The sequence below is a fragment of the Pseudooceanicola sp. LIPI14-2-Ac024 genome (genome assembly GCF_042188925.1).
Taxonomy (GTDB): Bacteria; Pseudomonadota; Alphaproteobacteria; order Rhodobacterales; family Rhodobacteraceae; genus Pseudooceanicola.
In genome coordinates, this window is sequence record NZ_CP170102.1 from 102,727 (window position 1) to 114,829 (window position 12,103).

At 68.1% G+C, this 12,103-nt stretch carries 10 protein-coding genes; 5 read left to right on the forward strand and 5 right to left on the reverse strand.

Annotated elements, in window-relative coordinates; all coding sequences use genetic code 11:
- Positions 1-116: 116 nt before the first annotated feature.
- The gene (locus tag ACE2AC_RS00460) at positions 117-1,682 is read right to left on the reverse strand and encodes a 2-isopropylmalate synthase (protein WP_375690172.1); all 1,566 of its coding nucleotides are present in this window, start codon (positions 1,680-1,682) and stop codon (positions 117-119) included.
- A gap of 264 nt (positions 1,683-1,946) precedes the next feature.
- On the opposite strand from ACE2AC_RS00460, the gene ACE2AC_RS00465 reads away from it, so the two are divergent.
- Genes ACE2AC_RS00465 through ACE2AC_RS00485 form a run of 5 tightly spaced genes read left to right on the forward strand, consistent with a single transcriptional unit; the run spans position 1,947 to position 7,193 of the window.
- Entirely contained in the window at positions 1,947-2,612 is a 666-nt protein-coding gene (locus ACE2AC_RS00465) for an SDR family NAD(P)-dependent oxidoreductase (RefSeq protein ID WP_375690173.1), read from the forward strand.
- A complete protein-coding gene (locus ACE2AC_RS00470; RefSeq protein WP_375690174.1) occupies positions 2,606-4,135 on the forward strand; it encodes a cryptochrome/photolyase family protein in 1,530 nt (509 codons plus the stop codon). Before ACE2AC_RS00465 ends, ACE2AC_RS00470 begins: the two co-directional genes overlap by 7 nt.
- 60 nt (positions 4,136-4,195) lie before the next feature.
- The gene (locus ACE2AC_RS00475) at positions 4,196-5,482 is read left to right on the forward strand and encodes a lipoprotein-releasing ABC transporter permease subunit (protein WP_375690175.1); all 1,287 of its coding nucleotides are present in this window, start codon (positions 4,196-4,198) and stop codon (positions 5,480-5,482) included.
- Positions 5,475-6,158, forward strand: a complete 684-nt coding sequence (locus tag ACE2AC_RS00480) for an ABC transporter ATP-binding protein (protein ID WP_375690176.1) — start codon at positions 5,475-5,477, stop codon at positions 6,156-6,158. The genes ACE2AC_RS00475 and ACE2AC_RS00480 overlap by 8 nt, the downstream gene beginning before the upstream one ends.
- A 45-nt stretch (positions 6,159-6,203) precedes the next feature.
- The gene (locus ACE2AC_RS00485; RefSeq protein ID WP_375690177.1) at positions 6,204-7,193 is read left to right on the forward strand and encodes an Ldh family oxidoreductase; all 990 of its coding nucleotides are present in this window, start codon (positions 6,204-6,206) and stop codon (positions 7,191-7,193) included.
- Between the two features lie 76 nt (positions 7,194-7,269).
- On the opposite strand, the gene ACE2AC_RS00490 is transcribed toward ACE2AC_RS00485, so the two are convergent.
- The 4 genes from ACE2AC_RS00490 to ACE2AC_RS00505 form a co-directional block, all read right to left on the reverse strand.
- Positions 7,270-8,586, reverse strand: coding sequence for a pilus assembly protein TadG-related protein (locus ACE2AC_RS00490; protein WP_375690178.1), 1,317 nt, complete (start codon positions 8,584-8,586; stop codon positions 7,270-7,272).
- A 4-nt stretch (positions 8,587-8,590) separates the two neighbouring features.
- The gene (locus ACE2AC_RS00495; protein WP_375690179.1) at positions 8,591-8,923 is read right to left on the reverse strand and encodes a hypothetical protein; all 333 of its coding nucleotides are present in this window, start codon (positions 8,921-8,923) and stop codon (positions 8,591-8,593) included.
- Positions 8,924-9,256: 333 nt separating this feature from the next.
- Positions 9,257-11,215 carry a DNA topoisomerase IV subunit B gene (gene parE, locus ACE2AC_RS00500; RefSeq protein ID WP_375690180.1) on the reverse strand — a complete coding sequence of 653 codons (1,959 nt, stop codon included), beginning with the start codon at positions 11,213-11,215 and terminating at the stop codon, positions 9,257-9,259.
- A 145-nt stretch (positions 11,216-11,360) separates the two neighbouring features.
- Positions 11,361-12,008, reverse strand: coding sequence for an ImuA family protein (locus tag ACE2AC_RS00505; protein WP_375690181.1), 648 nt, complete (start codon positions 12,006-12,008; stop codon positions 11,361-11,363).
- Positions 12,009-12,103 lie beyond the last annotated feature (95 nt).

A 12,103-nucleotide genomic window follows, 5' to 3' on the forward strand; every position in this document is an offset into this window, starting at 1 on the left:
GGGTCTGGGCGTTGTGGCGGCGTCTGCGCCCGGCCTGGCCAGATGAGGCCCGGACAAAAGAAAACGCCGCGCGATCCGGGGATTGCGCGGCGTTCCTCATGCGGGTGCCGGAGGCGTCAGGAGACGTCCTTGTAGGAGATCTCGCGCGCGTCGGTGCCGGTCTTGCCGCGGCGGACAAGCAGGCGGTTGAGCGCGTGGACGTAAGCCTTGACGCTGGCGACGACGGTGTCGGTGTCCGCCGACTGGCCGGTGACGATGCGGCCGTCCTCTTCCAGCCGGACCGAGACGGTGGCCTGGGCATCGGTGCCTTCGGTCACGGCGTGCACCTGGTAGAGCTGCAGCCGGACATCGTGCGGGAAGATCGCCTTGATGCAGTTGAAGGCCGCGTCGACCGGGCCGTCGCCGGTGGAGGTGACGCTCTTCTCCTCGCCGTCGACGACCATGGTCATCTCGGCCTCCTGGCCTTCCGTGCCGCAGACGACGCGGAGGCGTTTCAGCGCCAGCCGGTCGGCGCCCGCGTCCTCGGACATCTGGACAAGGGCGATGAGGTCCTCGTCGTAGACCTCCTTCTTGCGGTCGGCGAGGTCCTTGAACCGGACGAAGACGTCCTTGAGCTGGTTTTCCCCCATCTCGATCCCGAGGCCCTTGAGCTTGGAGCGCAGCGCGGCCCGGCCCGAGTGCTTGCCGAGGACGATGTTGTCCTCGTTCAGCCCGATGTCGGCGGGCTTCATGATCTCGAAGGTCTCGACGTTCTTGAGCACGCCGTCCTGGTGGATGCCCGACTCATGCAGGAAGGCGTTCTTGCCGACGATGGCCTTGTTGAACTGCACCGCGAAGCCCGAGACGCTGGCGACCCGGCGGCTGAGGTTCATGATCTTGGTGGTGTCGATGCCGGTGCGGTAGGGCATGATGTCGTTGCGCACGCGGAGCGCCATCACCACCTCTTCCAGCGCGGTGTTGCCCGCGCGTTCGCCGAGGCCGTTGATCGTGCATTCGATCTGGCGCGCGCCGGCCTCGACCGCGGCGAGGGAGTTCGCCGTCGCCATGCCGAGGTCGTTGTGGCAGTGGGTCGAGAAGATCACGTCGTCGGCCCCCGGCACCCGTTCCAGCAGCATCCGGATGATGTCGGCGCTTTCGCGGGGCGCGGTGTAGCCGACGGTGTCGGGGATGTTGATGGTGGTGGCGCCGGCCTTGATCGCGATCTCGACCACGCGGCAGAGGTAGTCGCGTTCGGTCCGGGTGGCGTCCATCGGCGACCACTGCACGTCCTCGCAGAGGTTGCGGGCATGGGTCACGGTTTCATGGATCCGCTCGGCCATCTGGTCCATGTCGAGGTTCGGGATCGCGCGGTGCAGCGGCGAGGTGCCGATGAAGGTGTGGATGCGCGGCCGTTTCGCGTGCTGGATCGCTTCCCAGTTGCGGTCGATGTCGGGGATCTGGGCGCGGCTGAGGCCGCAGATCACCGAGTTGCGGGAATTCCTGGCGATCTCGGACACGGCGCGGAAGTCGCCCTCGGAGGCGATGGGAAAGCCCGCCTCGATGATGTCCACGCCCATCTCGTCGAGCAGCGATGCGATCTCGAGCTTTTCCTCGTGCGACATGGTCGCGCCGGGGCTTTGTTCGCCGTCACGGAGCGTGGTGTCGAAAATGAGGACGCGGTCCTGGTCGGATGTCTGTGTCATGTGATTTCTCTCTTATCTCCTGAAGCCATGGCGCGAAGGCTTGTCCCCTGAGCGGTCGCGCCGAACGGCACGCTCAGAGGCGGATTAGGAGAATCAGGGCAGCAGCGGACAGGGCGCCGGAACGGCGCGCGTCGGATGCGATATGGCCCAAGGTCATCATGGGGCCTCTATACGACGCCGCGCCGGGGTTGGAAACCCGGCAATTACGCGGCGCTGCAGCATGGCGTTTTTGACCATGCGGTCAGGGGTGCTAGGTCAAAGGGGATGAGAAAAGCACTTGTCATCGGCGCAAGCGGGGGGATCGGCGGGGCCCTGTGCAAGGCCCTGAAGGATCGCGATTTCGTCGTCACCGCGCTGTCACGCTCGGCGGACGGCCTGGACATCACCAGCGAGGCGCGGGTGGTCGCGGCCTTCGACCGGCTCGACGCGGAATACGACCTGGTGCTGGTGGCGACCGGCGCGCTCGAGGTCGCGGGGCGGGCGCCGGAAAAGACCCTGCGCGAGGTCACGGCGGCGGGCATGGCCGAGCAGTTCGCGCTGAACTGCATCGGCCCGGCGCTGGTGCTGAAACACGCGCTGCGGCTGATGCCCCGGCGGCGTCGGTCGGTCTTTGCGGCGCTCTCGGCGCGGGTCGGCAGCATCGGGGACAATCGGCTGGGCGGCTGGTATTCCTACCGGACGGCCAAGGCGGCGCTGAACCAGGTGCTGCACACCGCCGCGGTCGAGGTCGTGCGCACCCATCCCGACGCGATCTGCGTGGCACTGCACCCCGGCACGGTGCGGACCCGGCTGACAGAGGATTACGTCGGCCGCCATCCCGCCGTGACGCCGCAGGACGCGGCGGGGCATCTGCTGGACGTGATCGACCGGCTGCAGGGCCGTGACACCGGCGGGTTCTTCGACTGGGCGGGCAAGCCGGTGCCGTGGTGAGGCGCCTCGTCCTCGTGCTGGGTGACCAGCTGTCGCCGGATGTCGCGGCGCTGCGCCGGGCGGACAAGGCGCAGGACATCGTCGTCATGGCCGAGGTGCGGGACGAAGCGACTTACGTGCCGCACCATCCGAAGAAGATCGCGCTGGTCTTTGCCGCGATGCGCCACTTTGCCGAGGGATTGCGGCGGGACGGGTGGCAGGTGGCCTACACCCGGTACGACGATGCCGACAACGCGGGCTCGATCCCCGGCGAACTGATGCGCCGCGCCGGGGAGACGGGGGCGCAGGCGGTCATCGCCACAGAGCCGGGCGAATGGCGGCTGATCGCGGCGCTGCAGGACTGCCCGCTCGACATGACGATCCTGCCGGACGACCGGTTCCTCTGTCCGCGCGCGGATTTCGAGGGCTGGGCGAAGGGCCGCAAGGACCTGCGGATGGAATGGTTCTATCGCGAGATGCGCCGGCGGACCGGCTACCTGATGGAAGGGGGCGCACCGGCGGGCGGCAAGTGGAACTTCGACGCGTCGAACCGGAAGCCCGCGTCGCGCGACCTGTTGCAGGCGCACCCGATGGCCTTTGCCCCGGATGCGGTGACGGAAGAGGTCCTGGCGCTGGTCGAGGCTCATTTTTCCGACAACTTCGGCCGGTTGCGGCCCTTCGACTATGCCGTGACGCGCGGCCAGGCCCGGCAGGCGCTGTCGCATTTCGTGCGCCACCAACTGGCGGATTTCGGCCCCGGCCAGGACGCGATGCTGGAGGACGAGCCTTACCTGAACCACGCCCGCATCTCGGCCTACATGAACATCGGGCTGCTCAGCCCGCGCGAGGTCTGCGATGCGGTGCAGGCGGCGTGGGAGGCGGGGGAAGTCCCGGTCAACTCGGCCGAGGGGTTCATCCGGCAGGTCATCGGCTGGCGGGAGTTCGTGCGCGGCGTCTACTTCCTTGAAGGGCCGGACTATCCCCGCCGCAACGCGCTGAACCACCAGAGGGGGCTGCCGCCGCTGTTCTGGGGGGCGGAGACCCGGATGAACTGCCTTGCCCGGGTCGTTGGCCAGACACGCGACCTGGCCTATGCCCACCATATCCAGCGGCTGATGGTCACCGGCAACTTCGCGCTGCTCGCCGGGGTGAACCCGGCCGAGGTGCACGAATGGTACCTGGCCGTCTATGTCGACGCCTTCGAATGGGTCGAGGCACCCAACACCGTGGGGATGAGCCAGTTCGCCGATGGCGGGGTGGTCGGGTCGAAACCCTATGTCTCGTCCGCGAACTACATCGACCGGATGTCGGACTACTGCGGCGGATGCGCCTATTCCGCGACGACGAAATCCGGCGAGGGCGCGTGCCCGTTCAACTTTCTCTACTGGGCCTTCCTCGATCGCCACCGGGACCGGTTCGAGGCGAACCACCGGATGGGCCTGGTCTATGGCACCTGGGACCGGATGGAGCCGGCGCGGCGGGATGCGATCCTGTCGGATGCGACGCGGTTCCTCGACGCGCTCTCGGCGGGGAAACCGGTCTGATCGCTTGACGCGCCCCGCAGGCTCCCCCACCTTCCCGCGCAACCATAACCGGAGAGCAGCATGTCGGGCCGAACCCCTCCTTTCGCGCCGTTCGAATTCCTGATCGCCTGGCGCTACCTGAGGGCGCGCCGGTCCGAGGGCGGCGTGTCGGTGATGACCTGGATCTCGCTGATCGGCATCGCGCTGGCGGTCTTTGCCCTGATCGCGACGCTGGCCGTGCGGTCGGGTTTCCGCGCGGAATTCGTCGACACCATCGTCGGGGCCAACGCCCATGTCACCGTCTACCCGCCCGCCGTGCGTGACGAGGCCGGGCGCGTGACCCGCAGCATGACGGATTACGAGGCGGTGGCCGACCGGGTGTCGCATGTCCCCGGCGTCACGCGCGCCGCGCCGCTGGTGCGGGGCCAGGTGATGGCGAACGCCAACGGTCGCAACGCCGGGGTCGAGGTCTTCGGCATCTCGGCCGAGGACCTGGCTGCAATCCCGCGCATCGCCGATCCCGAAACCAGCTATGGCGAGCTGGCCGAGTTCGGCGAGGGCATCGCGCTCGGCTCGGGCGTGGCGCAGGAGCTGGGTGTGACGGTGGGCGACACGATCCGCCTGATTTCGCCCGACGGGGTCAAGACCGCCTTCGGCACCAGCCCGCGGGTGAACGCCTACCCGGTGGTCTACGTCTTTTCCGCCGGGCGCTACGACATCGACCGGACCCGGGCCTACCTGCCGTTTGCCGAGGCGCAGGCCTATTTCAACCGCGAGGGCACGGCGGACGAGATCGAGGTTATGATCGAGAACCCCGACCGGGTGGACGACCACACCGGCGCGATCCTGGTCGCGGCGGGGGACGGGATGCTGGCCTGGACGTGGCAGCAGGCCAGCGGCGGGTTCCTGCGCGCGCTCGACATCGAGGACAACGTGATGTTCGTGATCCTGTCGATCCTCGTGCTGATCGCTGCGATGAACATCGTCTCGGGCCTCATCATGCTGGTCAAGAACAAGGGCCGCGACATCGGCATCCTGCGCACCATGGGGCTGACCGAGGGGTCCGTCCTGCGGGTGTTCTTCATATGCGGCGCCTTCACCGGGATCATCGGCACGGCGCTTGGCGTGATCCTCGGCTGCCTCTTCGCGATCTACATCGACCCGATCTTTGCCGCGGTGAACTACGTCTCGGGCGGTCAGGCCTGGGACCCGTCGATCCGCGGCATCTATTACCTGCCGGCCAAGCTGCAGATGGCGGACGTGCTGTCGGCGGTCGCCCTATCGCTGGGGCTGAGCTTTGTCGTCACGATTTTCCCGGCCCGCCGCGCGGCGCGGATGAACCCGGTGGAGGCCCTGCGTTATGAGTGATCCGGTCCTGAGCCTTCACGGCATCGAGAAGACCTACAACAAGGGCCTGCCGTCCGAGATCCGCGTGCTGCGGGACGTCGGACTCGAGATCATGCCGGGTGAGGTGGTGGCGCTGGTCGCACCCTCGGGCGCGGGTAAATCCACGCTGCTGCACATCGCCGGGCTGCTCGACACGCCCGACGCCGGGTCGGTGCGGATCGGCGGCGAAGAGATGACTGGCTTGTCCGACCGGCGGCGCACGGCTGCGCGGCGATCAGACGTCGGGTTCGTCTACCAGTTCCACCACCTGCTGCCCGAGTTCTCGGCGCTGGAGAACGTCGCGCTGCCGCAGCGCGCCGACGGTGTCGCCAGGGGCGAGGCCGAGGCGCGGGCGCGCGAGCTGCTGGCCCGGGTCGGGGTCGAGGCGCGGGCGGATCACCGGCCGGCGCAGATGTCGGGCGGCGAACAGCAGCGGGTGGCCTTTTGCCGGGCACTGGCGAACCGGCCGCGCCTGCTCTTGGCGGACGAGCCGACCGGGAACCTCGACCCCGAGACCTCGGACCGGGTGTTCGGTGCGCTGATGGAGCTGGTGCGCGACACCGGGCTGTCGGCGCTGATCGCGACCCACAACCTCGAGCTTGCCCAAAGGATGGACCGGGTGCTGCGCCTCGACGCCGGAGAGTTGGCGGGCGCTTGACCCCGTGACACCCCCTTGCAAGGCTGGGGCCAGCAGGGGGTGCGGATGCCGGACGTATCGCTGAACGAGATCGAGGCGCGGACCTTCGCCGCGCTGACCCGCCACGGGGCGGCCGACGTCCCCGCGCGGGCGGTGGCGCAGGCGGTGCGCGAGGCCGAGGCGACGGGCAACCGGATCTGCGGGCTCTACTACCTCGACAGCTATTGCCGCCAGCTTTCTTCCGGGCGGGTCAGGGGCGATGCGGAGCCGCGGGTGCGGCGGCCGCGGCCGGGCCACGTGCTGGTCGACGCGGCGGACGGATTTGCCCAGCCCGCCTTTGCCGCCGGCCTGCCGCCCGCGATCCGCGCGGCCGAGGCGAACGGGATCGCGATACTGACGGTGGCGCACAGCCATACCGCGACGGCGATGGGGTTCTTCACCGGCCAGATCGCCCGCGCCGGGCTGATCGGGCTGGGGATGACCAATGCCTCGCCCACGGTGGCGGGGCCGGGGGGCAGGGCGCGGGTGATCGGGACGAACCCGGTGGCCTTCTCGGTGCCGGACGGGCAGGGCGGGGTGGCGCTGCAGTTCGATTTCTCGACCTCGGCGACGGCGCTTGGCGCGATCACCATGGCGGCCGAGGCGGGCGAGGACATCCCCGAGGGCTGGGCCGTCGACGCCGAGGGGCAGCCGACGACCGACCCGCAGGCGGCGCTCAACGGCGCGCTGTCGTCATCGGGGGGCTACAAGGGCTGGGGGCTGGGCCTGATGGTCGAGGTGCTGGCGGCGGCGATGACCGGATCGGTCCTGAGCCAGGACGTGCATCCCCTGCGCGACAGCGCGGGGCCGCCGCATGATTTCGGCCAGTTCTACCTGCTGATCGACCCGGGCACCGCCCCGGATTTCGCCGAGCGTTTCACCCGGCTGGCCGCGGCCGTGGCCGCCGATCCCGGCGCCAGGCTGCCGGGGGCAGGCCGGGTGCCGACGGACCCGGTGGCGGTGGACGACGTGCTCTGGGACGGGGTGCTGGCGCTATCCGGCGCGCCGGAGGCCTGAAAAAAGCGGGGCCGTGCGCCTGGGTAGAGTGCGCACGGCCCCGCCACGTTCCGAGAGAGCCGGAACGTGTCCGAGGTCAGAGGGCGAGGCGGAAGTAGTCGGCGGCGAAGTTGTCCTCCATGCCGCTGCCGCAGAAGCCCATGTCCATGTTCGAGGTGCCGCTGATCTCTTGTGCCGAGATCAGGGAGGCGCCCTGGATCCCGTTGGCATTGGCCGCGAATTCGATATCGCCGAGGGCGATGATCTGGCCGCCGTAGATCTGCAGGTCCGAGGCGACATCAACGCCGCCACGGGTGACGATCTGGGACCCGCCGCCGTCGGCGCAGTCGTCATTGACCCCGATCTGGAATCCGCTGGGCGAGTTGATCGACTTGGCCCCGGTGGCCTGGTTGAAGACCAGCACGTCCTCGAGGATCACGCCCTGGCCGAACTGCAACTCGCAATCAGTGAACAGGACCATGTTCTTGAGATGGGTGTTCATCTCGATCGTGCCCTTGGCGCCGGTGCATTCGAGGATGTTGATCCGGTTCTCGACCAGGTTGTCGTTGTTGAACTTCTTGTCCGAAACCGTCTCGTGGATCGAGCTGGTAATGTAGTCGGGCACATGCTCGCCATATCCTGCCAGGAGATCGGCCTCGATGTCCTCGATCTGGCCGAGCACGCGCAGGCGGTAATAGCCGCGGCGCAGGGCGACCTGAAGACCTTCGTTGGTCTCGAAACCGGATTTCGGCAGGTCGAGTTCGTTGAGGTCGGGCATCGACACGATGGTGCCGCCCTCGAAGTAGTTGTTCGAGTTCAGCGACACATAGGTGTTCGAATGCACGCAGAACCCGTTCGAGAAGCCGTTGTTCGACTGGATGTCGACGATGCCGTCGGCGACGAAGCCTTCGCGCAGGCAGGGCGGCTGGAAGGTGACGAAGACCGCTTCGGTCGTGATGTCCCAGTCGCGCGCGTCGAGCACGGCGAAGAGGTAGGCTGTGACCGAGTTGCCGTTGTCGCTGCGCCGCGCGGTCCGCACGCGCACCGCCTCGAGCGACGTGGCATCGGGCGTGAAGGTCTGGGTGTTGTAGTCCCAGCTGCCGAACTCGATGTTCTCGGGCCGCAGGACATAGCCGTAGCGTTCGTCGGGCATGTCGTAGCTGGCCATCTCGATCGCCTTCAGTTTGGCGTCGTTGGCCGAGTTCCTCTCGCGGTAGTAGAGCGCGGCATGGGCGGCGCGGTCGGCGGCCACCTGGAGCTGCGTGCGCGAGGCCTGCAGGTAGGAGAAGTCGATGGCGAAGGCGCTGGTCATCAGGGTGATGATGACCATGAAGAGCGCGAGCAGGGTGATCGTTCCCTTCTCGTCGTCACGCTGTCGGGCAAGGCGGGTGAAGAAACGGGGGGGCAGCGACATGGCCTCAGTACTCCATGAAGTGTTCAGAGGAGATGTTGATCCAGATATTGGCGAGGTCGGTCATCTTCTGCGGCAGCAGCAGCTCGGTGACCCGGTAAGCGACGACACTGGTCACCGTGCCATCCGCGATCGTGGTGTTGATCGTCGCGCTCGGCGCGATGTGCGCGATCCGCTCGCGGATGTAGTCCTCGACCTCTTCCTCGGTCTGCATGTACCCGGTGCTGACGATCCTGTTGGCGTTCTGGACGACCCGGTAGGCCTGGTTCTTTTCGAACAACACCATGGATACGTTGATGATCAGCGCGAGGAACCACACGAAAATCGGGATCCAGATCACTGTCTCGATCGTGGCCGACCCGCGGTCCTCTTTCCAAAAAAGCCCCCATGACAATCTTGGCTGGCGCATTGCTGGCTCCGTAACTTCGTCGAAACCAAGTTCCGCCTCAACCGCGGCGGGAATGAGGCGATATGCGGCGGCGAATGCGGCAAGCGCGGGACGAACCCGGGGCATGCATTGGCGATTGCGGGAATATGGGCGAAAATTCGCCTATAGCGTGCTCTCGGCGGGGTTGCGCCGAGGCATTGGCGCACCCCCGCAGGCGTGTGCACGCGAATTGCGCGACTCGGCGGGGTGTGGCGGTGCCTGGCCTTGACGGGGCGGGCGCGTGCGCTAGACGTCGATATCCTCGACGAATTTCGCGTTTTCCTGGATGTACTGGAACCGCAGTTCGGGCTTCTTGCCCATGAGCCGTTCCACCAGGTCGCCGGTCTCGCCCGGTTCGTCCTCGTCGATGGTGACGCGGATCAGCTTGCGGCTGGCCGGGTCCATCGTGGTTTCCTTGAGGTCCTTGGCGTCCATTTCGCCCAGGCCCTTGAAGCGCGAGACGTCGATCTTGCCCTTGCCGCCGAGGCCCTTGGCCAGCCAGATGTCACGCTCGGCCTCGTCCTGGGCATAGATGCGGTGCGCGCCCTGCGTCAGGCGGAACAGCGGCGGACAGGCGAGGTAGAGGTGCCCGTGGTCGATCAGCGGCCGCATCTGGGTGAAGAAGAACGTCATCAGAAGCGAGGCGATGTGCGCGCCGTCGACATCGGCGTCGGTCATGATGATGACCTTGTCATAGCGCAGGTCGTCGACGTTGAAGCGCGTCCCGAGGCCGACGCCGAGCGCCTGGCAGAGGTCCTGGATTTCCTGGTTCGAGCCGATCTTGTTCGAGGCGGCGCCCAGCACGTTCAGGATCTTGCCCTTGAGCGGCATCAGCGCCTGCAGGCGCCGGTCGCGCGCCATCTTGGCCGACCCGCCGGCCGAGTCGCCCTCGACCAGGAAGAGCTCGGTCCCGTCGCGGGCGGTGGCCGAGCAGTCAGTCAGCTTGCCGGGCAGGCGCAGCCGCTTGGTCGCGGTCTTGCGCTGCGTCTCCTTTTCCTGCCGGCGGCGCATCCGCTCCTCGGCGCGCAGGACGAGGAAGTCGAGGATCGCGCCCGCCGACTTGGTGTCGGAGGCCAGCCAGTTGTCGAAGTGGTCGCGCACCGCGCCCTCGACCAGGCGCTGCGCCTCGGTGGTGGCGAGGCGGTCCTTGGTCTGGCCGACGAATTCCGGTTCCGAGATGAAGCACGATACCAGCGCGCAGCCACCGGTCAGCAGGTCGTCGCGGGTGATCTGCGCGGCCTTGCGGTTGTTGACCAGTTCGCCGTAGGCCTTGATGCCCTTGAGCACCGCGTTCCAGAAGCCCGCCACGTGCGTTCCGCCCTCGGGCGTCGGCACGGTGTTGCAGTAGGACTGGATGAAACCGTCGCGCGAGGGCGTCCAGTTGATCGCCCATTCCACCCGGCCCGGCACGCCGAAGCGTTCGCGGAACTCGACCCGGCCCGCGAAGGGCGCGTCGGCATAGGTGGAGGAGCCTTCCAGCGTCTCGGTCAGGTAATCGCTGAGGCCGCCGGGGAAGTGGAACACCGCCTCGGTCGGGGTCTCGCCGTCGTCGATCGCGGATTTCCAGCGGATTTCCACGCCCGAGAAGAGGTAGGCCTTGGAGCGGATCGACTTGAACATCCGCGCCGGCTTGAACCGGTGATGGCCAAAGATCTCGGGGTCGGCATGGAACGTCGTGGTCGTGCCGCGCCGGTTCGGGGCGGCGCCGATCTCCTCGACCGGGCCGAGGGGGATGCCGCGTGAGAACCGCTGTTCGACCAGCTTCCGGTCGCGGGCGACCTGGACAACCATGCTGTCGCTGAGCGCGTTCACCACCGAGGCGCCGACGCCGTGCAGGCCGCCCGAGGTCTCGTAGGCCTTGCCCGAGAACTTGCCGCCCGCGTGCAGCGTGCAGAGGATGACCTCGAGCGCGGACTTGCCGGGGAACTTGGGGTGCGGGTCGAAGGGCATGCCGCGGCCGTTGTCGCGGATGGTGACGGAGTAGTCGTCGTGCAGCTCGACCTCGATCCGGTTGGCGTGGCCGGCGACGGCCTCGTCCATCGAGTTGTCGAGGATTTCCGCGACCATGTGGTGCAGCGCGCGTTCGTCGGTGCCGCCGATGTACATGCCCGGGCGCTTGCGCACCGGTTCGAGGCCTTCGAGGACCTCGATCGAGGAAGCATCGTAGTCGGCTTGCGGCGCGGCCGCGAGAAGGTCGTCTGCCATGGAGTCTGCTCTGTCTTGGTTGCCGGGCACTATGACAAATCCCCGGGGGCGGGAAAAGACCTTGGGACGGATTGTCCACAAGATAAGGGTGCGGATCGGCGGTCAGGCGCAAGATCCGGGCGGGTGACCGCGCGTGAACCGGGCCTCAGGCGGCCGTCCGGGGCTGCAGGCGGCCCAGGTCCGGCCCACCCGCGACGTGCCAGGACCGCGGCGGATCGGTGCGCGCGCGCAGCCGTTCCAGCCGCCAGCCCTCGCCCTCGGGGGCGGCGGGATGCGGATCGGCGGTGTGGTCCGCGTCGAGCCGCCAGCGGCTTTCCACCCCCGGCGCGCCGCCCGCGCCCTCGGTCAGGATCAGCCCCAGCGGCATCAGCCGCCCGGCCTCGGCCCCGGTTTCGGCGGCCAGGTGCATCCGCCGCACGGCGGTCAGCGTGGGCAGGCCGGGCAGGTCGGCGACGGTGAGCGGGGCGGCACCACTCCTCAGCACCTCCTCGGCGACCCAGAGGACATCCTCGGCCCGGGTGGGATGCACGAAGATCACCTGGCCCGGCGGCAGGAACCGCAGCATCCCGTCGCCGTGCAGCCGGTCGGGCAGCCAGGCGGGGGCGATCCAGATCACCGGCCGTTCGGGCGTGGGGGCCAGCCGCGCCGCGACCATCAGGGCAAAGGTCCGGCGGGCATTGCCGCAGGCCTCGTGCAGCCGCGCCAGCCGCAGCGTCGCCCCGGCCCCGAGGGAGAGCGCGGGCGCGGCACGGTGCGGGGCGTTGCGGATCAGGGTGGAGGCGGGGGCTGGCATGGTGCGATCCTAGCATGTTCGCTTTTTGTTCTCAATATCCCGCGTTTGGCCTTCGGTAACTTCCTCCGGCTATGCAAGGGCACCGGGGCAGCGAG